Origin of the sequence: Streptomyces sp. NPDC005752, from assembly GCF_040630715.1 — a bacterium.
Taxonomy (GTDB): domain Bacteria; phylum Actinomycetota; class Actinomycetes; order Streptomycetales; family Streptomycetaceae; genus Streptomyces.
The window spans coordinates 23,907-47,773 of record NZ_JBEXYB010000043.1; the positions used below are offsets into that span (position 1 = coordinate 23,907).

Annotated in this window: 15 protein-coding genes; 5 read left to right on the forward strand and 10 right to left on the reverse strand. The window is 71.0% G+C overall.

Annotated elements, in window-relative coordinates:
* Positions 1-21: 21 nt before the first annotated feature.
* A complete protein-coding gene (locus ABZ441_RS28900) occupies positions 22-249 on the reverse strand; it encodes a hypothetical protein (RefSeq protein WP_014157700.1) in 228 nt (75 codons plus the stop codon).
* 755 nt (positions 250-1,004) lie between these two features.
* On the opposite strand from ABZ441_RS28900, the gene ABZ441_RS28905 reads away from it, so the two are divergent.
* Both ABZ441_RS28905 and ABZ441_RS28910 read left to right on the forward strand, forming a co-directional pair.
* Positions 1,005-3,707, forward strand: coding sequence for a cellulose binding domain-containing protein (locus tag ABZ441_RS28905; RefSeq protein ID WP_358979511.1), 2,703 nt, complete (start codon positions 1,005-1,007; stop codon positions 3,705-3,707).
* A gap of 120 nt (positions 3,708-3,827) precedes the next feature.
* Positions 3,828-5,450: an FAD-dependent monooxygenase gene (locus ABZ441_RS28910; RefSeq protein WP_358979514.1), complete on the forward strand. Its 1,623-nt coding sequence runs from the start codon at positions 3,828-3,830 to the stop codon at positions 5,448-5,450.
* Between the two features lie 115 nt (positions 5,451-5,565).
* Here the strand turns inward: ABZ441_RS28910 and ABZ441_RS28915 are convergent, their stop codons facing one another.
* The 8 genes from ABZ441_RS28915 to ABZ441_RS28950 form a co-directional block, all read right to left on the reverse strand.
* Positions 5,566-7,746 (reverse strand): discoidin domain-containing protein, encoded by a 2,181-nt coding sequence (locus ABZ441_RS28915; protein WP_358979516.1) that lies wholly within the window; start codon positions 7,744-7,746, stop codon positions 5,566-5,568.
* 246 nt (positions 7,747-7,992) lie between these two features.
* The gene (locus tag ABZ441_RS28920; protein WP_358979518.1) at positions 7,993-10,356 is read right to left on the reverse strand and encodes a family 43 glycosylhydrolase; all 2,364 of its coding nucleotides are present in this window, start codon (positions 10,354-10,356) and stop codon (positions 7,993-7,995) included.
* Entirely contained in the window at positions 10,353-11,864 is a 1,512-nt protein-coding gene (locus ABZ441_RS28925; RefSeq protein WP_358979520.1) for a sulfatase-like hydrolase/transferase, read from the reverse strand. The genes ABZ441_RS28920 and ABZ441_RS28925 overlap by 4 nt, the downstream gene beginning before the upstream one ends.
* Positions 11,861-12,844, reverse strand: coding sequence for an aliphatic sulfonate ABC transporter substrate-binding protein (locus tag ABZ441_RS28930; RefSeq protein ID WP_358979522.1), 984 nt, complete (start codon positions 12,842-12,844; stop codon positions 11,861-11,863). Before ABZ441_RS28930 ends, ABZ441_RS28925 begins: the two co-directional genes overlap by 4 nt.
* Before the next feature lie 49 nt (positions 12,845-12,893).
* A complete protein-coding gene (locus tag ABZ441_RS28935) occupies positions 12,894-13,673 on the reverse strand; it encodes an ABC transporter ATP-binding protein (protein WP_358979524.1) in 780 nt (259 codons plus the stop codon).
* Positions 13,670-14,500, reverse strand: coding sequence for an ABC transporter permease (locus ABZ441_RS28940; RefSeq protein WP_358979526.1), 831 nt, complete (start codon positions 14,498-14,500; stop codon positions 13,670-13,672). Before ABZ441_RS28940 ends, ABZ441_RS28935 begins: the two co-directional genes overlap by 4 nt.
* On the reverse strand, positions 14,497-15,711 hold the full coding sequence (locus ABZ441_RS28945) for an ROK family protein (RefSeq protein WP_358979528.1): 1,215 nt from the start codon (positions 15,709-15,711) through the stop codon (positions 14,497-14,499). The genes ABZ441_RS28940 and ABZ441_RS28945 overlap by 4 nt, the downstream gene beginning before the upstream one ends.
* 66 nt (positions 15,712-15,777) lie before the next feature.
* Positions 15,778-16,617 carry a formylglycine-generating enzyme family protein gene (locus ABZ441_RS28950; protein WP_358979562.1) on the reverse strand — a complete coding sequence of 280 codons (840 nt, stop codon included), beginning with the start codon at positions 16,615-16,617 and terminating at the stop codon, positions 15,778-15,780.
* Positions 16,618-17,062: 445 nt separating this feature from the next.
* Here ABZ441_RS28950 and ABZ441_RS28955 point away from each other — a divergent pair, with 445 nt between their 5' ends.
* The 3 genes from ABZ441_RS28955 to ABZ441_RS28965 all read left to right on the forward strand — a co-directional run bounded on the left by ABZ441_RS28955 (position 17,063) and on the right by ABZ441_RS28965 (position 23,250).
* Positions 17,063-17,794, forward strand: coding sequence for a hypothetical protein (locus tag ABZ441_RS28955; RefSeq protein WP_358979531.1), 732 nt, complete (start codon positions 17,063-17,065; stop codon positions 17,792-17,794).
* Positions 17,795-17,912: 118 nt separating this feature from the next.
* Positions 17,913-18,596: a class F sortase gene (locus ABZ441_RS28960; RefSeq protein ID WP_358979533.1), complete on the forward strand. Its 684-nt coding sequence runs from the start codon at positions 17,913-17,915 to the stop codon at positions 18,594-18,596.
* A gap of 148 nt (positions 18,597-18,744) precedes the next feature.
* The gene (locus ABZ441_RS28965) at positions 18,745-23,250 is read left to right on the forward strand and encodes a HEAT repeat domain-containing protein (RefSeq protein WP_358979535.1); all 4,506 of its coding nucleotides are present in this window, start codon (positions 18,745-18,747) and stop codon (positions 23,248-23,250) included.
* Positions 23,251-23,254: 4 nt separating this feature from the next.
* On the opposite strand, the gene ABZ441_RS28970 is transcribed toward ABZ441_RS28965, so the two are convergent.
* Positions 23,255-23,809 carry a DNA polymerase ligase N-terminal domain-containing protein gene (locus tag ABZ441_RS28970; protein ID WP_358979537.1) on the reverse strand — a complete coding sequence of 185 codons (555 nt, stop codon included), beginning with the start codon at positions 23,807-23,809 and terminating at the stop codon, positions 23,255-23,257.
* Between the last annotated feature and the right edge of the window lie 58 nt (positions 23,810-23,867).

A 23,867-nucleotide genomic window follows, 5' to 3' on the forward strand; every position in this document is an offset into this window, starting at 1 on the left:
TCGGCGGGGTACTGCCGTGTCTCAGAGACCGGCGGTCAGGCCGGAGGCCAGACCGGTGACCGCGCCGGTGTTCACGCCGGTGGCGCCCTCGACGAGACCGGTCACCGAACCGACGACGCCGGAGACCGGGACGATGCCCTCAACGGTGCCCGTGACGTTGCCGACGAGGCCGCCGACGAGGCCGCCCGAGACGTTGTCGAGGTCGCTGTCGGAGATCTCGGCGGTCTCGACCTGGGGGGTGTAGTTCATGATGAGCAGCCCTTCGTGTGGAAATTGCTTACATACGGAAACCCGTACCGCAGCCTCCGTATGGCCCAGGATCAAAGCATGCCTGCGCCTCGTACAGCCAATCGAACTGCGGTGGATCTGGGTTTTTCGGACTGCTGGATCCGGCTGGCGTGGAGAAGTGTTCATTTCGTGGCGGCAGATCCTTCACGAGCTTCACCGGAGTAATTCCGCACCGTCGCAACTTGCCGCTCCCCAAGTGGGGCGCTCTCGCCCGAATCCACCCTCTGACCCGTCGGGACCTGCGCATCTGCGTCAAACCGCGTGATCGGTGTGCGCACGCCGTGTGCAGGTTTCCCTGATTCGGTGACCCCTGCAATTTCATGCCCCCATGGTGTGAGCCTGCGGAGAGTTCGGAAGGCATCGATATTCACGCGATTGTAAAAGGTGAGCGTGACTCGCTTTTTTATGAGCCTCTCCGGTGAACGGGTGGCGTGTTTATGGAGTGCTTTCCGGGTTCGCGTGTCCGTCCCGTCACGCGAACTCCTGGTCTGTGGAGGAGGTGTGGTGTCCGTCCGGGCGGTGGTGGGGGTGGGCGCACGCCGCGGGGGTTGGTGGTGCGTAAGGGTGCTGCGTGATTCATCCGATGAGACGACTGCGCCACCCTTCTCTCGGGAGGCGCTCGGCGCTACCATCGGGATGCTCTATGGGAGCGCTCCCATCTCTGTTCGGCCCCGTACCGCCGCTGTGCGGCGGACCAGCTCGGAGAGGACGTTTCCGTGCGCTTGAGCGCCAGACCAATCGCCGCCCTACTGGCGGCACTTGCCCTCACTGCCGGGTTATCGGTCACCGGAACCCCGGCCGTGGCACGATCGGCCGACGAGCCCGCCGCGGCCGAAGCATCGGATGTGTCCCTCGCGGCGGACACCTACACCTGGAAGAACGCGCGGATCGACGGCGGCGGCTTCGTCCCGGGCATCGTCTTCAACCGGTCCGAGAAGAACCTCGCCTACGCGCGCACCGACATCGGCGGCGCCTACCGCTGGGACCAGGCGGGCAAGCAGTGGAAGCCGCTGCTCGACTGGGTGGACTGGGACCGGTGGGGCTGGTCCGGGGTGGCGAGCATCGCCTCCGACACGGCCGACCCCGACAACGTGTACGCCGCCGTCGGCACGTACACCAACGGCTGGGACCCGACGAACGGAGCGGTCCTGCGCTCCTCGGACCGCGGCGCCTCCTGGAAGGCGGCCACGCTGCCCTTCAAGATCGGCGGCAACATGCCCGGACGCGGGATGGGGGAGCGGCTCGCGGTCGACCCGAATAAGAACTCCGTGCTGTACCTGGGCGCGCCCAGCGGCAAGGGGCTGTGGCGTTCCACCGACTCGGGGGTCACCTGGTCGGAGGTGACCGCCTTCCCGAACCCGGGCAACTACGCGCAGGACCCGTCCGACACCAGTGGATACGGCAACGACAACCAGGGCATCGTCTGGGTGACCTTCGACGAGCGCTCCGGCAGCGCGGGCAGCGCCACCCAGGACATCTACGTCGGGGTCGCCGACAAGGAGAACACCGTCTACCGCTCCACGGACGGTGGCAGCACCTGGTCCAGGATCGCCGGCCAGCCCACCGGATACCTCGCGCACAAGGGCGTACTGGACTCCGCGACGGGCTACCTCTACCTGACGCTGAGTGACACGGGCGGCCCGTACGACGGTGGCAAGGGGCAGATCTGGAGGTACGACACGGAGTCCGGCGCATGGGCGGACGTCAGTCCCGTCGCGGTGGCCGACACCTACCACGGCTTCAGCGGCCTCTCCGTCGACCGGCAGAAGCCCGGCACCCTGATGGCGACCGCCTACAGCTCCTGGTGGCCCGACACCCAGCTCTTCCGCTCCACGGACAGCGGTGCCACCTGGACCAAGGCCTGGGACTACACGAGCTATCCGAACCGGGCCAACCGCTACACGCTGGACGTCTCCTCCGTGCCCTGGCTCAGCTGGGGTGCGAACCCGTCGCCGCCGGAGACCGCTCCCAAGCTGGGCTGGATGACGGAGTCGCTGGAGATCGACCCGTTCGACTCGAACCGGATGATGTACGGCACGGGCGCGACGGTCTACGGCACCGAGAACCTCACGTCCTGGGACTCCGGCGGTCAGTTCAAGATCACGCCGATGGTCAAGGGCCTGGAGGAGACGGCCGTCAACGACCTGGCGAGCCCGCCCTCCGGCGCGCCGCTGCTCAGTGCGCTGGGTGACATCGGGGGCTTCCGGCACACGGACCTCGACAAGGTGCCCGCCATGATGTTCACCTCGCCGAACCTCGACTCGACCACCAGCCTGGACTTCGCGGAGACGGCCCCCGGCACGGTCGTGCGCGTCGGCAACGCCGACGCCGCACCGCACATAGGGTTCTCCACCGACAACGGCGCCAACTGGTTCCAGGGCTCCGAACCCTCCGGGGTCACCGGCGGCGGTACGGTCGCCGCCGCGGCGGACGGCAGCGGTTTCGTCTGGAGCCCGGACGGCGCGGCCGTCCACCGCACCACCGGTTACGGCAACTCCTGGACCGCTTCCACCGGAATCCCGGCGGGGGCGACGGTCGAGTCGGACCGGAAGAACCCGAAGAAGTTCTACGGATTCAAGGCCGGCACCTTCTACGTGTCGACCGACGGCGGAGCCACGTTCACCGCCAAGGCGACCGGACTCCCGGCCGAAGGCAACGTCCGCTTCAAGGCGTTGCCCGGCTCGGAGGGTGACATCTGGCTCGCGGGCGGCGCCTCGACGGGTGCCTACGGGCTCTGGCGCTCCACCGACTCCGGCACCAGCTTCACCAAGTTCTCCGGTGTGGGGCAGGCCGACAGCGTCGGCTTCGGCAAGGCGGCGGCCGGTGCCGCCTACCAGACCGTCTTCGTCAGCGCGAAGATCGGCGGGGTACGCGGCATCTTCCGGTCGACGGACATGGGCGCCAACTGGACACGGATCAACGACGACGCACACCAGTGGGCCTGGACCGGCGCGGCGATCACCGGGGACCCACGGGTCCACGGCCGCGTCTACGTCTCCACGAACGGCCGGGGGATCCAGGTCGGCGAGTCCTCCGGCACCGACGGCGGGGGCACGGACCCGGGCCCCGGCACCGACCCGGAGGAGCCGCCGGGGGAAGCGGACTGCAAGGTGACGTACACGGTCACCAACCAGTGGTCCGGAGGCTTCCAGGCCGAGGTGACGGTCACCAACACCGGCAGCGCGGCGTACGACGGCTGGCAGCTGGGCTGGTCCTTCCCCGGAGACCAGAAGGTCACCCAGATGTGGAACGCCTCCTACCAGCAGGCCGGGGCGAAGGTGACCGCCACGAACGTCGGCTGGAACGGCAAGGTGGCTCCCGGTTCCTCGGCGGGCTTCGGCTTCACTGGCACCGCGACGGGCACCGGCACCGAGCCGGCCGCGTTCACGCTGGGCGGTGAGGCCTGCACCGTCGCCTGATGCCCACGGGCCGGTGCGGGGAGCGGTTCTCCCGGCACCGGCCCCTGAGCGTCACGAAATGGACATACCACCCCCTGTGTGGTGCATTGGAGGGAACGCACCTCGCCTGGGGAGGCACCCGTGGTCGATGTCGATGTGCTGGTCGCAGGGGCGGGTCCCGTCGGACTGACAGCCGCCTCCGAGCTGCGTCGGCGCGGGCTCGCGTGCCGGGTCGTCGACCGGCTCCCGGCGCCGCTTCCCTACGCGCGCGCCGTGGGCGTCCAGCCCCGGACACTGGAGATCTGGGACCGGATGGGGATGATCCGTGAGGCGCTGGAGACCGCCGTCCCGTTGAGGGGGCAACTGCTCTACGTGAACGGGAAGGAAGGGCCGCGGATCGATCTCGAACTGCCGCCGGACGTGCCCTACGGCTTCGCAGCCCTCCCGCAGTACGAGACCGAGCGGCTCCTGGAGGACCTCCTGCGGCGCTGGGGAGGCCATGTCGAACGCGACACCGAACTCGTCTCCTTCGAGCAGGACTCCGAGGAGGTCAGACTCGTCCTCTCCCTGCCCGCCGGCGGGACCGAGGAGCTCACGGCGCGCTACCTCGTGGGCTGCGACGGCGCCCACAGCGTCGTACGCAAGGGGCTGGGCCTGTCCTTCGAAGGCGCGGCTCTGCCCGAGGAGTACATGCTGGGAGATGTCGAGGTCGACTGGGACCTCCCCGCCGGATACGGGATCCGGGCCTCGCACGTCGTCGACGGACGCACGGACGACCTCCTGGTGTGCATCCCGCTGCCCGGCGACCGCCGTTACCGGATGTCGATGGGGACCCCGCCCGAACTGTCCCGGGCGGGGCGCGAAGACGCGGACGGCGTCGCGCACGGCCTCAGCGGTGAACACGGCCCGGTGCCCGGGATCGAACACATCCAGAGGGTTCTCGACCGGCTCTCTCCCCGCCCCACGACCGCCTCCTCACTGCGCTGGTCCTCGGTGTTCCGCATCAGCCACCGCATCGTCGACCGCTACGGCCGGGGGCGTGTCTTCGTGGCCGGGGACGCCGCGCACATCCATCCGCCCACGGGGGCCCAGGGGATGAACACAGGCGTCCAGGACGCGTTCAACCTGGCATGGAAGCTCGCCGCCGCGGCGCGGGGCCGGGCGGGTGCGGGACTGCTGGAGAGCTACGACGCCGAACGCCGCCCGGTCGGCGAGGAGGTGGTGGCGCGCACCCTGCGCCACGCGCGGAGAGGCATCCACGCCGACCCCGACGACCCCGGGACGATGATGCTCCGCGAGGCCCAGCTCCTCGTCGGCTACCGGGGCAGCGCGCTGGTGGGACCGGACGGCTCGGCACACGACGGCCCCGCCCCCGGTGACCGCGCGCCCGACTGCGGCGGTCTCCGGTACGCCTTGGGGACCTTCCCCGTCCGGCTGTTCACCCTGCTGCGGGACCGGGAGCACACCCTCCTGCTCTACGCCGACCACGAGGACCAGGCGGCATCGTTCGACGACGTGGCGGCTGCGGCCGTGCGGGCGGCGCACGGCATGCTGAGCGCCTGTGCGGTACTCGCCCCGAAGCTGCGTGTGTCCGTGGTGCGCCTGCCCGCCGTGCACGACAGCCTCGACGAATTCCGCCGCATGTACGGGGCGCGGGGCGGTGAGGCCGTCCTCGTACGGCCCGACGGCCATCTCGGGCTGCGAGCGACCCCGGTGGGGGGTACGGAACTTCCCGCACATCTGGAGATGCTCTTCGGACCCTGAGGGCAGGACGGGGGCGGCGGGACCGGGGGACGGCGACGTGACGCGGGGCCCGGCAGGGAGTGACTGCCGGGCCCCGCGCCGTCCGACGAGCCGACTCCGCTCATCTCACCGCGGCTCAGGGAAAGGACACCACCTGGGACGGGATGGTCGACGTACCGGAGGTCGGTGATCCGGTGTTGTTGATGACGTGTTCGTACTGGCCCTGTCCGCCGAGGGACACGACGAGCAGGTCGTGGAACTTCACGCCCGGCTTCACCGGTGCCTGGAAGCCGTGCTGCTGACGGATGGTCGGGTCGACGTTGAAGTAGCAGTAGCTGCCCATGCCCCAGCCCTCATGGGTGGTGACGGAGTCGCCCACCTTGTAGGCGGCGTAGCCCTTGATGTCACCGTTCTGGATGGCGGCCTGGTCGGGGGCGTCGTACGCCTTCTCGTTCTGGAAGAAGATCGTCCTGCCGTTCTCGCCGTACCACTGGACGTCGTACTTGTTGAAGTGCTCGACGAACAGTCCGGTGGCCAGCACGTCGTCACCGTTCACCCGGAGGCCGTAGTCGGACCGGTTGGTCTCCCAGCCGACCCCGTCACCGTGGTCGGCGCGCCAGAGCCACGTGTGGTCGATGATCGTGTCGTCGCTGTTCACCACCATGCCGGTGGTCGCCTTGCCGGCTCCCGCGCCACCGACCCGGACGAAGACGTCCTGGAGGCTGGTCGGGTTGGCCGAGTGGTCCGCTGCCGCGCCCTCGGGACCGACCTGGACGAGCACCGAGGAGTTCTGCGTACCCGCGTCCACCAGGAGCCCGGCGAGCTTGACGCCGTCGACGTCGCCGACCTTGATCGCGGTCACCCCGTTGTCCGGGATGATCGTGGCCAGGCCGAGGCCCAGCGCGACGGTGTTCGCGCGGTTGATCTCGATGGGCTCGTTCACGTGGTAGATGCCCGGGGTGAACAGCAGGTGCAGACCCTGTCGGACGGCCGCGTTGATCGTCTGCGCGGTCGCGCCGGGCTTCACCACGTAGAACTGGCTCAGCGGGATGGAGTCACCCTGCGGGGTGCCGTTCCACGAGACACCGCGGGCGTTGGTGCGCTTGGCGGGGACGAAGACCTTGTAGTCGTTGCCGTCGAGGTAGAGGAAGGGCTTCTCGCGGGAGACCGGGGTGGTGTCCAGGGTGGTGTACGGCGGTTCCGGGAAGCTCTGGGCGGGTGCGCCCTCGACGCCGGAGAACGTCATGTTCCAGACGCCGTTGCCCCAGCCGCCGATGGAGCTGTCGCGGGTGTACCACTGCTGCTGGGAGTAGGGCCCGACCTGGCCGTCGATCTTGCTGTCGGCGATGTAGCCGCCGCTGGCCCAGCCGTAGCCGTCGGGTGCGAGGTTGAGTCCGCCCTTGACGTGCATGCGGCGGAAGGGGGCGGCCTGGGAGACGGCCCAGCGGTTGGTGCCGTTGACGGGGTTGAGGGCGAGGTTCTCGGCCGAACGCCAGAAGTTCTGGGTGGCGTTGCCGTTGAACCAGCCGGCGTCGACGGTGACGTCACCGTTGAAGGTGGTGTCGTCGGGCTTCAGGCCCAGTCCCGCGATGGAGGTGTAGAAGCCGATCTGGGCGTTGATGTTGTTGTACGTGCCCGGCTTGAACATCAGTGCGTAGCGGCCCGTGCCGAACTGCGCGGACTCCTGCTTCCTGAAGATCTCGTCGACCTTGCCCTGGATGTCGGGAGTCGAGGGGTCGAAGACCAGCACGTTGGGACCGAGGTCACCGCCGCCGGGGATCTGCGGGTCGCCGCCGCCGGTCGTTCCGAAGACCTGGAACTCCCAGAGGGAGTGGCCGTATCCGGTGGCGCGCGCGGTGCCGGTCAGCCGGACGTAGCGGGCGGCGCCGGAGACGTTCAGGGTCTCGGTGCCGCCGGGGCCGGTGGTCGTGGAGTAGGCGGTGCTCCAACTGCTGTTGTTCGAGGAGAACTCGATCCGGTAGGCGGTGGAGTAGGCCGCCTCCCAGCGCAGCACGATCTGGCTCACCGATGCGGCGGATCCGAGGTCGATCTTGATCCACTGTGGATCGGAGAAGGCGCTCGACCAGCGCGTTCCGTTGTTCCCGTCCACTGCCGCGGCAGCGGGGGTGCCGTCGTTCTCCTGGCTGGACGTGGTGACCGGCTTCCCCTGGGAGAGCAGTGCGGGCGCGGCGCTCGCGGGGGACTGGGGCACGAGGGCCAGCAGCGAGAGGACGAGACCGGCGATGACGGCCAGCACACCGCTGCGTCTTCCGGTCGGTGCGAGCAGGGGTCTGTGGAGGTTCGGAGGTGCGTACACGGGGGTCTCCTCTGTCGTGGGGCGGGTACACGACGCGCACAGCCGGAGAGAGCGCTCTCTCCGGCTGTGCGAGATACTCCACCCTTGTTACGAACACGTCAAGAGATGTGCAACAACGGCTACGACAGGGCCTGTTGTCGCCAAGAACTGATGACTGCGCCGTGGTGATGACCCGTCCTGGTGGTCCTCCTCGGTGACGGAACGTAATATCTGACGGGGCATGGGTTCAGGAGATGGCGGATGGACTCACCGGACTGCGTACGTCCGTACGTAGTCGAAGTCCGCTGTCGCCCCCGACCTGTTGTGGGAGACGAGGCCGATCCTCAGCGCGCCGCGCACCGGCAGGGTCCAGGTGCCGCCCGGGGACCAGTGGGTGCCGTCACGGCTGGTGGACGCACGTACCTCGTGCTCCCCGTTCGCGTTGTCGCGGTGGTACGCCATCCGCAGCCACATGGTGTCGGCCGTGGGACCCGAGAACATCGGAGCGTTGGCCACTGCCGTCGGCGGGGTGGTGGTGGGGCGCTCGCCCTCCTTGCCGAACTCGCTGACATCGAGCAGCGCACCGTTGCCGTTGGTGAGCGGCAGCACGGAATGGACGAGCTTGAACCACCGGTCGTCGTTCTCGTACAGGATGAGGCCGGCCTGCTGGGCCGCCTGGTCGGGAGCGAACCGCAGCTTCGTCTCCACGGTGAAGTCGCCCTCGGGCGCGTCCCGCAGCAGTACGGCGGCCGTGTCGTTGCCCAGGTGGAGCTCCGCGTTCTGGGTGGGCCAGGAGAGCGCGCCGCCGGTCATGGTGACGCTCGTCACCGGCCCGCGTACCCAGTGCCAGGGGGAGCCGGCACCCGTGCCCGGGACCGTGGCGGTGTCGAACTCGTCGCTGTGACCGGGGAGCAGACGCCCCGGCGGAGCGACGGCCACCCGCTTCGTGACCGGCCGGTACAGGGCGGCCGCACCCACGTTGTCCGCCGCCGCTCCCGCACCCCGCGCGGCGGCGCCCACCGCGCCCTTGCGCACGGCCGCGGCAGGCAGGTCGCGGGACTGCAGGGCCACCGGATCCCGCAGTCGGTCGCCGGTCACCTCGGCCGTCAGTCGTTTGCCGCGTATCTCCACGGAGACGTTGTTCCAGGTGTCCCAGGAGAAGCCGGACGGCAGCGCGGTCACCTGCTCACCGCGGCTCCTGCCGTTCACGCGTACGTCGGTGACGAGCGCACCGCGTGCGCGGTCGAGCCAGGCCACGATCCTGTTACCGGGGTCTTGGTAGGCGATGGTGAGCCCCGCCGCGCCGCCCGCCGAAGTCACCTTCAGGTCCGCCTCGGCCCGCAGGTCCGCGGGGGCGCGCCCGTCGGCGACGAGGTACGCGGCGTCCGTCCGGGACGGACCGGGGGTGTGCTTCGCGTAGCCGCGTGCGGTGGGATCGGCCGCCGTGGACCAGCCGTGGGTGCCGACGCCCTCGGCGCGCCAGTCCGACAGGCCGCCTTCGTTGAAGGTTCCGCCGGTCGCCCACGAGGTCACAGGGGCGGCGGTCGGCCCGTCCGACGGTCCCGCGCCGGCCCGCACGACGGGCCAGCCGTCGATCCAGTCGAGCCGGTCGATGAGCATCGGGCGCCGGGTCAGCTTCAGGGTGCCGTCCGAGGCCGGGGCGAGGTCCGGCGACTCGGCGGGGATACCGTGGTAGACGAGCCAGTCCTGGCCCGCGAGGTCGGTCTGGAGGGAATTGTGGCCGGGGCCGATCCACCGGTTGCCGTTGGCCCCCGCGACCACGCCCGCCTTGCTGGTGAGGGCCATGAGATCGGTGCCCTCGTCGTCGGTGAACGGACCGGTGGGGCTGGTCGACCGGCCCACCTTCACCTGGTAGCCGCTGTAGGCGCCGTCGCAGCAGCCCGCGTCGGAGTAGAAGAGGTAGTAGAAGTCGTCGCGCCGTACGACGAAGCCGCCCTCGACCCGGCGTCCACGGGCCACCTGGGTGACCTCGCCCTCGGTCCGGGTCAGGTCGGCGTTCATCTTCGCGACGCAGATCGTGTCGTAACTGCCCCAGTACAGATAGGGGGTGCCGTCCGTGTCCGTGAACTGGGCCTGGTCGATGTTCCCCGCCGGGCAGCCGCTCGGCGAGGGCAGCACGGCGCCCTTGTCCGTCCAGGGGCCCGTCGGCGTCGGCGACGTGGCGAGGCCGACGGTGTTGCGCCCGGGTACGGAGTAGTAGAGGTGGTACCGGCCGAGGGCGTAGCGGACCTCCGGTGCCCAGAGCCGCGACCCTTCGTGCCAGGCCGGTTTGTCCGCGGGGGTGAAGACCTCGCCCGCGTACTCCCACGTCACCATGTCGGCCGAGCGCAGGATCGGCAGGATGCGTTCCCCGTCCTCGCCCTTGCTCTGCATGACCGGGTTCTGGGTGCCGTACGCGTACCAGAGGCCGTCCTTGCCACGGATCATCGCCGGATCGGGAAAGGTGTCGACGGCCCCGGTGGAGACCGGGTTGCTGTACGTCGCCGCAGTGGCCGGACGGCCCGGTGCGCCGTGCGACGGGGCCGAGGCGAGGGTGAGCAGCCAGACCAGGGCTGCCGCACCGGCCGCCCAGCGGGGAAGACGTCGGGTGGTCCTTCGTGCGCGTCTCATGGGGTCTCCGCGAGTGTCCCGCCCGGATCCGCGGTCGCGGTCCAGGTGCTGTCGTCGTTCTCGAAGGCGCTGAGGCTGGGGTCGTAGTCGGAGGCGCCGATGTCGTACATGGACGTCATCCAGTGGTAGAAGTTGTCGCCCCGGTCCCGCAGCAGCTCGTACAGCCGCCGCATCAGCCGGGCCCTTGTCGCGGCGAACTCGGGATGCGTGTACCGGTTGCTGAGCTCGTGCGGGTCCGCCCGCAGGTCGTACAGCTCGTTGACCGACTCCGGGTTGACGACCAGCTTGTAGCGGTCGTCGCGGATCATCCGCTGCGGGTACGGGAAGTGGTGGCCGTGGAACTCGGCGACCAACTCGTCGGGCCATGTGGCTTCTTCACCCCTCACCAGTGGCACCAGGCTGCGGCTGTCCACCGCCGGGGACGGGTCGCAGCCCGCGAGTTCGAGGATCGTCGCCGTGCAGTCGGTGAGGCTGACCAGCTCGTCCCTGACCTGCGGGGCGGCGCCGGGGATCCGGATGATGCCGGGGATGCGGTAGATGTCCTCGTACATCGCCGGGCCCTTGTCGTGGAGCCGGTGGGCGCCGGTGAACTCCCCGTGGTCCGCGGTGAAGAAGACCGAGGTGTCGTCGCTCAGGCCCAGCTCCACGAGCCGGGTGAGGATACGCCCGATCTGCTCGTCGATCAGGGTGACGTAGCCCCAGTACACGGCGATCAGCTTGCGGGTCGTCTCGATGGGGATGGTGTCGAAGGCCCAGTGCGCGCTGTAGTTGCGCTGCACCGGCGGTTTGCCCTCGAAGGTCTCGGCGATCGACGGCGGCAGCTCGACGAGCCCGGGATCGTAGAGGTCGAAATAGGCGTCCGGGAGCAGGTACGGCAGATGCGGGCCGAAGAAGTGGGTGGCCAGGAAGAACGGCTCCTCGCCGGCCGCGTACCGCTCCAGGTGCTCGATGGCGCGCGTGGCGAGATAGTACTCGAACGTCGCTTCCACCGGCTGGTGCAGCCGGGCGGCCAGGAGGTTACCCGGGTTTCCGCCCGGGGCGGTGCCCCGGATCGGTTCGGAGATGCGGTACGGGGGCAGCCCCTGCTCCTCCAGGTACGCCAGGTAGTCCGGATGGTCCACCGGGTTGTGCCAGCCCGGCAGGTCGGGGCCCTCGAAACCGTACGAGGCGGCGTTGCGGTGGGTCCCGCCGTGCCACTTGCCGATGAGACCAAGCCGGTAGTCGCGTGCCGCGAGCGCCTCCGGGAAGGTGAAGGCGTCCTCGCGCAGGTCCTCCAGATAGCCCACGTTGCGCTCGTAGTTGGCGAGCAGCCGGTGACGGAAGGGGGCCTGCCCGGTGAGCAGACTCGCCCGCGCCGGGGTGCAGATCGCCGTGGGCGTGTAGAAGCGGTCGAAACGCGTGCCGGTGGCGGCGAGCCGGTCCAGGTTCGGCGTGGCGACATGCGGATTGCCGTAACAGCCGAGGGTGTCGACCCGGTGCTGATCGGTCATCAGGAACAGCAGATTCACTTCGTGTACGCCTTCGTGTAGAGGTCGCCCTCGTAGTACGTGTCGGCCGCCGGAGCCTTCTCGAGCTGGCCCGTTTCCACGAAGAACTCGCCGAGTCCGTCCAGCCAGCCGTCCACGGTGCCGTCCTCGGTCCTGGCCACCAGGTCGGCCGTGGACAGCGTCTCGACGTTGGCCGCGTCCGCGGCCACCTTGGCGCGGTCGATCTTCAGCAGCGAGGCAGCCGCGTCGATGGCCTCGTCGGGGTGTTCGGCGCGCCAGTCGTTGGCCTTCTGGAGGACCTTGACGACCTTGGAGTTGAGCTTCTCGTCGCTCTTGGCGGGCGCCACGAAGGCCGTGGGGAACGCCCGGTCCTTGAAGTCCGCGGTACTCGCGACCTCCTTGAGCCCCGGCTTCTTCGCCTTGATGGTGTCGATCAGCGGATACCAGAGGCCCGCCCCGTCGATCTGCCCGGAGACGAACGCCGAGACGACCGTGGCCGGGTCCATCGGAACCTTCTCGATGTCCTTCTCCGACATCCCGGCCTTCTGAAGGGCGAGGTTGAGTGCCATCGCACCGGAGGTGCCCTCGGGCACACCGACCTTCTTGCCCTTGAGGTCCTCGATGGAGTTGATGCCGGGCTGGGCTATGACCCGGTCGGCGCGGGCGAGCGTGTTGACCGCGACGACCTTCGCCTTGCCCGACGCGGGCAGCCACATGGCGCCGGGGCCGATGTAGCCGAAGTCCAGGTTGCCCGACCCGAGGGCCTGGATCTGCAGCGGGCCGTTGGTGAACGTCGAGTACTCGGGGTTCAGCCCCTCCTCCTTCCACAGCCCCTGCTTGTCCGCGACGGCCAGCAGACTCGCGCCGTTGTAGTCGCTGATGTAGCCGAAGCGGACGGTGGAGGCGCCGTCGGTGGACGAGTCACCGGAGCATCCGGATGCGGAGAGTGCCAGGGCGGACACGGCGACGGCCGCTGTCAGGGCGCGCTGAGGTAGACGCATGGCGCAAGGTTCCTTAAGGGAGTTCGTGGGAGCGGGAGACGGGTGGGTTTCAGGCGGCCGGGGCGGCCGGGGTCTGGTGGTACACGGCGGTCCACACGGCGTTGCGGATCCGGGCGAACTCGGGCGAGAGCCGGATGGCCTCGGTACGCGGATAGGGCAGGTCCACATCGATGACCGACTGGATGCGGCCGGGCCGGGCGGCCATCACCACCACGCGCCGGGCGAGGTACACGGCCTCGTCCACGTCGTGCGTGATGAACAGGACGGTGCGCCGGTCCCGGCTCCAGGTGTCCAGGAGCTGGTCCTGCAGCTGGACCCGGGTCAGCGCGTCCAGTGCGCCGAAGGGCTCGTCCATCAGCAGTACCTGCGGATCGACGGCGTAGGCGCGGGCGATCGCGCAGCGCTGCTTCATCCCGCCCGACAGGGTCCTGGGCAGCGCGTCGGCGAAGTCGGAGAGGCCGACCAGATCGATGGCGCGCTCCGCCCGAAGCCTCCGTTCCACGGCCGGTACGGACGCCAGTTTCAGCCCGAACTCGACGTTGCCGCGCACGGTCAGCCAGGGGAACAGCGCGTACTGCTGGAAGATCACCCCACGGTCCGGACCGGGACCGGTGACCGGCCGCCCGTCGACGAGGACCTCGCCGGAGGACGGGGCGGCGAGCCCGGCGGCGAGATTGAGCAGGGTGCTCTTGCCGCACCCGGACGGGCCGACGACGGTGACGAACTCCTCGTCACCGATGTCCAGCGACACCTCGTCCAGGGCGGTGAAGGTGGTCCTCTTCAGCGGAAAGGTCCGGGAGACGTTCCGGAAGGAGATCTTGGCGTTCATCGGGTCTCCTGCCAACGGGTGAGGCGTCGTTCGGCGAGCATCAGCAGCCGGTCCATCACGAGGCCGAGCAGACCGATGGTGATCAGAGCGACGAAGATGCTGGGGAGGTCGTAGTAGATCTGCGCCTTCTGCATCTGGAAGCCGAGCCCCTCCTGCGCCGCGATCAGCTCCGCCGCGACGAGGGTCCCCCAGGCGGAGCCCAGCCCGATCCGCATCCCGACGAGGATGAACGGCGCCGAGGCGGGGACGACCACCTTGAGGAAGATCGTCCCGTCACGGGCGCCCAGCACCCGCGCCGCGTCGATGAGTGTCCGCTCGACGCCCACGACGCCCTGGAAGGCGGCCACGACGCTCGACAGGAACGCCGCCAGGAAGATCACGAAGATTTTGGGCACCTCGCCGATGCCCATCAGCACGATGGCCAGCGGAATCATCGCCAGCGGCGGCACCGTACGGAAGAACTGGACGTACGGTTCCAGCAGCCCGCGCGCCACCGGGTACCAGCCCATCAGGAAGCCCACGGGCACGGCCAGCAGTGTGCCCAGCGCGAAGCCGGTCAGGACGCGCCGCAGACTGGCCAGCGAGTCCTCGGCCAGCGTGCCGTCCGCGATCAGCTCGCCCGCCCTGCCGGCCACGGCGACGGGGCCCGGCAGCGCCTGCACCCCGAGCGAGGCCAGCCACGCCCACAGGCCGACGCCTGCGACCAGGGCGATCAGGTTCAGAACGGTCGCCGGGACACGGATGCCCTTGCGCCGGGGCTCACGGGTGCCTCCCGCGCTCTTCCGTACGGGAGCGTCCCGCTTGACGGGTGTCTCCGTGGAACTCATGCGGCGTCCTCGGGAAGGTCTTCGCTGCCCGGTTCCGGGTAGCGGGCGAGCAGAGGGGATTCACGGAGTGCGAGGGCGACTCCGCCGAGCGCCCCGCCCGCCTCGCCGAGCCCGGCGGGCAGCAGCGTCACGCGTCCACGGGCCAGCGGCAGGACATGCGCGTCGAGTGCCTCCTGCACGGGAGCGAGCAGCGCCTCGCCGGCCCGGGCCAGCTCACCGCCCAGCACGATCACTCCCGGGCCGACCGCGTTGACGACCCCCGCGAGGACCGCGCCGATCCGGGTTCCCGCGGCCCGCAGTACCTCGTGCGCCGCGGGGTTGCCGTTCTCGACCGCCCTGAGGAGCGTCGGGACGTCGTCCGCGCGACCGCCCAGTGCGCGGTAGGCGGCGAGGACGGGCCCGATCGACGCGATCGTCTCCAGGCACCCCCTGCCCCCGCACTCGCACGGTCCGCCGGAGGGGTCGGCGGTGATGTGCCCGAGCTCGCCCGCCAGGCCGTCCACACCCCGGTGGAGCGAACCGTTCACGACGAGGCCGCCGCCCACTCCGTGCGACAGCCGCAGGTACAGCACGTCCTGGCTCGCTGCGGCAGCCCCCCAGGTGGACTCGGCGAGGGCCGCGAGCCGGGTGTTGTTGTCCAGCAGGACCGGTGCCCCGAAGCGCTTGCCCAGCAGTTCGGCCAGGGTCGCCAGGGGTTCCTCCGGCGCGTCGCCGGCTGTCCGTACCGGGCCGACCACGCCGACCCCGACCGCCCCGGTCGTGCCGAGGGAGGCCAGCCGGAGAGTGCCGCCGGCCAGCGAGGCGACCAGCCGCTCGGCGAGCTCCACCCGTCGCTCCCAGGAAAGATCCGGAGGGTGGGCACGGCTCGCCGAACCGATCACCTCGTGCGCCACGTTGGCGGCGGCCACGTGAACGGCCCGGCGGGCGAAGTCGATGCCCACGGCCTGCCCGGCGGCGGGGTTCAGCGTGAGGTGCTCGACCGGACGGCCGCGCCTGCGCGGACCGGGATCCGTGGCGGCCGCCACCACGGCACCGCCGGCGACCAGGGTCCCGACTATGTCGTACAGCGTGGTGCGGGACAGCCCGGCCTGGCGTCCGAGCTCCGCTCGGCTCTGTGGTCCGTGCCGGCGCAGCAGACCGAGTACGCGTTCCTCGTGCCCGCGCCTCAGTCGCGAGAGAGGTCCACCGTGTGAGTGCATGGCGCCCAGCATGATGACCCCGGGATTTTTTCGTCAATGACCCGGAAAAATATTCATGTTGCCGCAATGACGGCTGGTTCAGGCCGTGCGCACACAGCGGAAGCCCAGGTTCCCCGTGGTGCTGTCCGGTGTGTTGCGGGTGCGGGCCGCCACCCGGTACCGGTTGCAGTACGAGCGGTGGCACAGGTAGGAGCCGCCCCGCATCACCTTGGAGTCACCCGCGCCCGGGCCGCGGGGGTCGCTCCTGCGCGCCGCCGGGTGAGAGGTGCTCCACCAGTCCTGGCACCACTCCCAGACGTTGCCGGCCATGTTGTGGAGGCCGTAGCCGTTCGGCCGGTAGGCGTCGACCGGAGCGGTGCCCGCGTAGCCGTCCTCGGCGGTGTTCTTCGTGGGGAACGTCCCCTGCCAGATGTTGCAGCGGTGCTCCGCGCCCGGGGTCAGGTCGTCGCCCCACGGATAGCGTGCCTGCTCCAGGCCGCCCCGGGCCGCGTACTCCCACTCGGCCTCGGTCGGAAGCCGGGCGCCCGCCCACCGGCAGTACGCGCGCGCGTCGTTCCAGGAGACGTGCACCACGGGATGGTCCTCACGGCCGCCGATCCCGCTGCCGGGGCCTTCGGGCGTGTTCCACCGGGCTCCCTCCACCCCGCACCACCAGGGGGTACCGTCCGGGCGGCCGGCACCGCGTCTGAGCGCGGCCGGCAGGAACCCGGCGAAGACGTACGACCAGCCGAACCGTTCCGCCTCCGTGACATGGCCGGTGGCCGAGACGAACTCCGCGAAGCGCCGGTTGCTCACCGCGTGCGCGTCCATGCGGAAGGCCGAGACCCGTACTTCGCGGACCGGCCCCTCGCCGTCGGCCTCGAACCCCTCGGGGTCATCGGTCCCCATCAGGAACGCCCCGGCGGGCAGCAGCACCATCCCGTCCCCGTCCTCCGCCCTGTTCCGGACGGCGGAGGACGGTGCGAGCCCCTCCGCCCGATCCGGACGTGCCACCTGAACTGGAGATTCCGTCTCTGTGGCCGGGGCGGGCGCCGCAGCGCCCGACGGGCCGTCAGGCCTCCTGCGGCCGGGGGAGCAGCAGCCTCCGGATGCGATGTCGTTCATGCGGCGATCCTACGAGCACCGCGGGAGCCCCATACACGGATGATCATCTTCGCCCAAACCTCGCCCCGGCGTGGCGTGCCGTCCAACGGGTGACATCCGGCTTCGCGTCACACGATGAGACCACCGCGTCGCTCGAATGCGGCCCTCCCGAGTGGTGCGCCTCCGTGTTTCGGCTGACGGTGGATCACGTCGCACCCGTGATCCGATGAGCCGACAACCAGCCGGCCAGCGCGGGGGTGGCGAAAGGACTGTGTATCCAATGCGCTCTGCCCGCACCCTGTTCGCATCGGCCGCCGTCACGGCGGTCCTCGCGGTCTCCGTCCCCGCCGCATACGCCGTGACCTCGGCGGACGACTGGGACAAGGACAGCGGTTCCTCCGCCAGCAGCAACGACGACCGGGAGAAGCCGGACTCGTGGAAGCACGAGAAGCCCGAGGGTGGTGTGCACGCCGGTGGCGGCGCGCTGGCCGGGGTGTCGGCCGACGACTGGGAGAAGGACAAGGAGAAGGACAAGGAGTCCGGTTCCGGCAGCAACGACGACCGGGAGAAGCCGGACTCGTGGAAGCACGAGAAGCCCGAGGGTGGTGTGCACGCCGGTGGCGGCGCCCTGGCCGGCGTGTCGGCCGATGACTGGGAGAAGGACAAGGAGAAGGACAAGGAGTCCGGTTCCGGCAGCAACGACGACCGGGAGAAGCCGGACTCGTGGAAGCACGAGAAGCCCGAGGGTGGTGTGCACGCCGGTGGCGGCGCCCTGGCCGGGGTGTCCGCCGACGACTGGGAGAAGGACAAGGAGTCCGGTTCCGGCAGCGGCATGGACAGCGAGAAGACCTGGAAGCACGAGAAGCCCGAGGGCGGTGTCCACACCGGCGGTGGAGCGATGGCGCTCTCCGGCAGCGGTCTGGCCGCGGGTTCGGTTCTGATGCTCGGTGGCCTGGGTGCCGCCGCGTACAAGCTGCGCCGCCGTAACGCCTCGGGTGCCGCGGCCGCCTGACCGGCGTCCCGCACCACTGCATGAACCGTGTCGTGGCCGCCGCCCGTTTCCGGGCGGTGGCCGCGCCGATTTCCCCCGTACAGCCGCACATCCCCGTCACGCGAAAGGCAGCATGCGCATGGCCGCCCCGCAGCCGACCGAATCCGACTCCGCCTCCCCTGCCCTCGGCCGTTCCCTGCTGTGGCCCGTCGCGGCGGTGGGGCTGGGCTTCCTCCTCGTCTACAACTCGTTCGACGCGTCGGCGGGGGTCCCGCCGGCCCCCGCCGTGGTGTCCCTCCCCGCGGCCTCGGCCCCTGCATCGCCCGCCCCGTCGGCGTCCACCGCTGCGCGTGGGCTGCCCCGGTCCGATCCCAAGCGGCTCTCGATCAGTTCGATCGCGGTCGACGCCCCCTTCACGCCCCTGTCGATCGGGTCGTCCGGGCAACTGGACGCGCCGCCCGGGGACGACCCGAATCTGGTGGGCTGGTTCAAGGACGGAGCCACTCCCGGCGAGCCCGGCACCTCGGTGGTCGCCGGGCACGTCGACACGAAGACCGGCCCCGCCGTCTTCCTGCTGCTCAGCACGCTCAAGGCGGGCAGGACCGTGGACATCACCCGCCAGGACGGCACCGTCGCCACATTCAAGGTCGACTCCGTCGAGACGTTCAGCAAGGCGGAGTTCCCGAGCGAACGGGTGTACGACGACAACGGCACCGCCCAGCTCCGGCTGATCACCTGCGGCGGCGTCTACGACAAGAAGAAGAAGGACTACGAGGACAACGTGGTCGTCTTCGCCCACCTTGCCTCCACCAAGGAGTCCTGAGGGCGCACCCGGTGCCTGCCCCTCACGGCACCGGGGTACGCACGTCCCCGGCGTGGTCCCCGGAATCACCCTGTCCGGGCCGGCCGTCCCGCTCAGGGCACCGGGTATTCGCTGGTTGAGCCGATGCGCACGCACCTACCATGCGTCGGTGACCACGACCTCCGCCGACGCGCGGACACAGCAGCGACACACGGGCGGCCCGGGGAACGTCATTGCCGCGGAACTCCGCCCGGTCTCGGAGCTCGGTCCGCTCATCGGACACGACGACGCCCCCACGAGGTACATGGCGCTCACCCTGTTGTCCGAGCGGGTGGCCCGGCTCCCGCCGGCGGCCGGTGAGGCGGCCGAACTGGCGCGGCTGCTGCCGCGGGACGTGCCGGAGTCGCCGGACGAGTCGCTCCTCCTGGCCGGACTCCACGGACGGCTCGGTATCCACCTACCGGGCCGGCGGTTGCCCGCTTGGCGCACGCCCCCGCCGGAGCAACGCGTGCGAGTCGCCTGGCTGCGTGCCGAACTGCTCACCGACCCTTCGGTGCTACGGCACGAGCAGCCCGAAGAGCCCCTCTGCCAGGCCGTGCGCACAATCGACGCCGTGGACGCCCACCGCCCCGACCTGCTGGTGGCCGAACTCCTGTGCACCGGTGTCCCCGTCCTCCTCGCGGAGGCGGTCCGGCTGGTGCGGCAGGGCCTGCACGCGGGTCTGCTGGCTCCCGGCCCCGCCAGGGCGCATCTGGCCGGGCTCCTCGGCGCGAGCCCCGCCCATCCGCTCGTCACGTCCGCCGTCCTGGAGGAACTGGCCAAGCCCTGGGCCGCCTTGGACCCGCTGCCCGCAGCCCGCTTCGCACCCTTCCTCGACTCCGCTCATGCGGGGGTGGCGGCCCTGGCCCTCGTCGCCGCCACCCGGCACGGACACGGCGTACTGCTGCTGCGGACGGCGGCCGACCCCGACGTGCCTCCGTCGGTACGACGTCCCGCCATGGAACTCCTCGGTGAGCTGGCGGAACGCGATGACATCGGCGCGCTCCTGGACATCGCCGCCCAGGACCCGCTGCTGCTCGGGGGGCCCGCGGTCACCTGTCTGCGTGGACTTCACCGGCGAGGGCACTTCCCCGAGGTGGCCCAGGTGCCGGCCGTCGTAGGCCTGGCGCTCGCCGATCACCGGATCGACCCCCGTGCCCTCGCGACCATTCTCTACACCTGCCGTCGCGCGATGCTGGATCTGCTCGTCGACGCCCCTCCGGACGCCCAGGACTGGCCGCGACGGCTCGCCCTGCTCGTCGCGCTGGCCGGGCAGGGGACAGGCGGCCTTCCCATCGGGTCGGCCGTCACCCGGCTGCTTCCCTCCGCGCGCCTGCCCGCGCCGTTCCTCGACGCGATCCGCGAACTCCGCCACCGGGACGCCGAGGAGACCGTCCTCTCCCTGCTGCCCGAGGCTCCCGCAGCAGTCCTCGACACGCTCGAAGCCATAGGCGGACCTCGCACGGTCGCCGTGCTCACCGAGGCGCTCGGCCCGGACACCGACGGCCGCGGCATCGCCCCCTTCCTGCGCCCGGTACGCCACCGTGCGCTCGAACTCCTGTGGCAGCTCACCACCGATCCGGACCTTCGACGCCACCTGCTCGCCCGTTTCGATCCCGCCGAGCTGCCCCCGGCCGTCGTCGCCGGCCTCGGAGCCGCGGACGAGCGGGAACTGGCCGTGCTGACCGCAGGTCTGCGGGGGACCGGCGACCCCGTCGCCGCGCTGTGCGCGCTCGCGGCCCACGACAGCCCGGCTGTCCTGCCCTCCGTCGCCGGACTGCTGCTGCGGGTCGTGAACGAACTGGCGGTGTCCTGGGAAACCGTGGAAACGGCCCCGAAAGCGACCCGGACCGAGGAACCCGCCGTACCCCAGGAGATCGCGGACGCCGCACGTGACCTGGGCGGCCGGCTGTACGACCGGCGCAGGATCAGGCCCGCCTGCCTGCTCGGAGCCCGGGATGCCCGGGAGGCGGGGGACGCGTTGCTGGCAGAGATCGTCCTGGACCTGCTGGACCGGCCGGGCCTGCCGGCCCGTCAGACGTCGATCCTGCTCGAGGTCCTCGGCCGCGCGCCGTCCGCGCGAACCCGCCCGGGCGTGCACCGGCTGCTGCGCCACCGCGATCCGCATGTGCGCAAACAGGTGATCGCGCTGCTGGCCGCGGGCGCGGCGGGTGAGGACGCGCAGGCCCTGTCGGCCACGCTCGTCGCGCTGACCCGTGCCGACGACATCCAGACCGTGCGGCAGGCGCTGCTGGCGCTCGGCCACGCCGAGGCGCGCTGGGCCTGCCCCGCGATCACCGCCCAGCTCGGCCACCCCACCATGAACATCAGGAAGACCGCCGCCTCGGCCCTGGTGCGCGCCGGGACACCCGCGGCGGTGGCCGGCCTCCTGCGCACGCTCGGCCGCACCGACAACCCGGGGCTACGCGCCGGGCTCGTCGCCGCACTCCGAGCGGTGCTGGGTGACGCCTGCACGGCCACGGTCCTCGCCGCCGCCGAGCGCGCCGAGGACCCTCGTGGGCGCACGCTGCTGCTGCAGGGCCTCGACGGCGATCTCGCCTCCCGCACGGTCCTCGCCCTGGCCGACCAGGGCTCTTCGATGCTGCCCGAACTGCTGGCCATGGTGGCGGACGGGCGGATCCGTCTCGGCGCGGGGACCGCCGCCGACCTGGCGGAGCCGGCGGCGGGGCACGGGATCACGATGCCTGGTCACCCGTCGGACGCGGACTCGTGCGCTGCCGCGCTGACCGGCCACGGCTGGAACGCCGGGATCGCCCTGCGCCTTTCGGACAGCGCGCACGATCTGGCGGCACCTGTCCTGCGGGAGCTGCGGCCGATGCTGTCGGACTGGCTGTGTCTGGCCCGGTCCGTGTCCGGGGCCGACCGGGACAGGGTCCTGGGCCTCGTCCTGCGGATGTGCCCCGCACCATGGGCGCCCGGCGAGCTGGCGCACTTCGCCGGTTCCGCCCGGGTTCTGGTGGAGGGCCTCACGGGCCTGCGGGTGCAACGGCCGCGTCTTCTCTCCCTGATCCAGGCCCTTGCGCCCCGACTGCCCGGCGCGGAGCGCATGTCGGTCGCCGATGCCGTACGCGCCCTGTCGCCCCCACAGCACGTGACGGCACTGCGGCTGCTCCGTGCCTGCGATGCCGTGCCGGTCAGAGCGGATCTGGACCGGTCCCTGGCCGCGGCCCGGCTCGACGCCGAACCCAGGCGCGCCGAGACGGCCGTACTGCGCGAGGCGTTCGGTGCACCGGTCCCGCCCTCGCCGGAGGCCGAGTCCTGGAGGTCCGCGCTGCGCATGGTCCTCCGAACGCGGCGCGGGACGGAGGAGTTCAGGCTGGACGGCCACCCGTGCCCGCCGGACTCACGGCAGCGTCTCGCAGCCCTGATGGCCGCCTACCCCGATGCCGGGGACGACGGCGTGAGGGCTGTCCTGCTCGACTGGATGACGGCCCTTCAGCCTCTCGACGTGCCGTCCTGGACACGTGGCGAGACGGCGGGCCCGCCTTCGGCAGCCGTGCCCGAGGACGACACGGACCAACAACGTTCCGCCGCACGGCGTGCCCGGCTGCTGAGCATGCTGGACGCGCCCGATGCCGCCGGGAGAGCCGCGGCCGCCCGGCAGCTCCTGGATTGGCCCGAGCCGGAGCCGGCCCGTGCGGTCCTCGACGCGTACCTACGGGGCCGCATCCCCCTGCCTACGGAAGCCCGCCCGGCCCGCACACTGGCCACGGTCGATCCGGCGGACTTGGGTGGCGCTGAGATCATCCCCGACAGGGTGGCCCGCCTGGCCCGGCAACTCGGGCCCTGGGAGGTGGTGCCGCTGATCCCGCTGCTGCTCGGATGGTGGGAGCACGGGCCTGCGGGGCTGCGGACCGAAGCCGCCCTGGCCCTGCGCACGGCACCCGCCGATGTGCTGGCGGACCGCCTCCGCCCCCGGATCACGGCGGGCGCGTGGGGCTTCCTCGACCTGCTCACAGGGCTGCGACTGCTGGGCTCCACGGACATGAGAGGCGTCCGGGAGCGACTGCGGGCGGAGGGACGCGACGACCTCGCCGAAAGCCTCCTCCTGGACGAGGGGCCGGATTCCGCTCCCCGCACGACCGACGCCGGTGCGGTCCACCGTCCCGGGCGGGCGGAACTGCTTCGTCTCGCCCGCACGGGAGGCCCTGAGCAGATCCGCAGGGTGCTCTCGCGGCTCGCCGAGGAGCACGGTGGGCGGGGGACGGACAGCGACCCCGTGCTGAGGGAGGTCATCGGTGAACTGCTGGTCCATCCCAGGCCCAAGGTGAGGCTGCACGCCCACCGGACCTCGCGCACCATGCTGGACCGGCCGGCTCACCTGCTCCACACCGCCGTCCTGCTGAACGACCCGCAGCAAGACATCAGCCGTATGGCGATCAGAACGCTCTGCCGCGCCGGCTGGGAACCCGTCGTTCCCTCGCTGGTCGCTCTGCTCGGCGACACGCGTCCGACGGTCCGCAAGGAGGCGGCGGCGGGGTTGCTGCTGATGGGCGGATCCGCGGTTCCCGCACTGCGGCACGCGGCGGGCCAGGCTCGCCCCGACAGGCGTTCCCGCTACACCGGCCTCCTCGACCGGCTCGCCGGAGCCGACGGAGGGCCGCCCGCGCGATGAGTTCTCAGCCCATGCCCTCCCGCTCCGCCACGGCGACCTGGTGCAGCGTGCGGCCGGTGCGGGCCGAGCGGGCGTGGTAAGGATCGGGGGTACCCGGGCGGTCGTGGACCGCCTGCCGGTCGTCGGCCTTGATCAGCAGCCATGCCTCAGGGCTGCGGGCCCCGTCCTCGTCGTCGACGTGGAAGCGGGTGAGCGCGAATTCGCCGTGCAGCTTGGTCCCGTCGAGCCGGAACGTGGCGTGGCCGCGTTCCAGTGACTCGGCGAACGGGACGGGGGCGCCCGCGAGGTCGTGGCTGGTCGGGCTGTAGGTGCCCTGGTCCCAGACGATCACTGTGCCGCTGCCCTGCTCGTCCCGCGGAATGACGCCCTCGAACTCGCGGTATGCCAGGGGATGGTCGTCCGTCGGCACCGCCAGCCGCTTGTCACTCGGGTTGTCCGACGGGCCGCGCGGAACGGCCCAGGATCTCAGGACGCCGTCGACCTCGAGCCGGAAGTCGAAATGCATACGCCGGGCGTCGTGGATCTGCACCACGAAACGCCGTGTGCTCTCGCTGTCCACGACTGATCCTTCCGCCGATGCGTCGGACGATGCGCACCCGCCCGGCAGGGGCCACGCG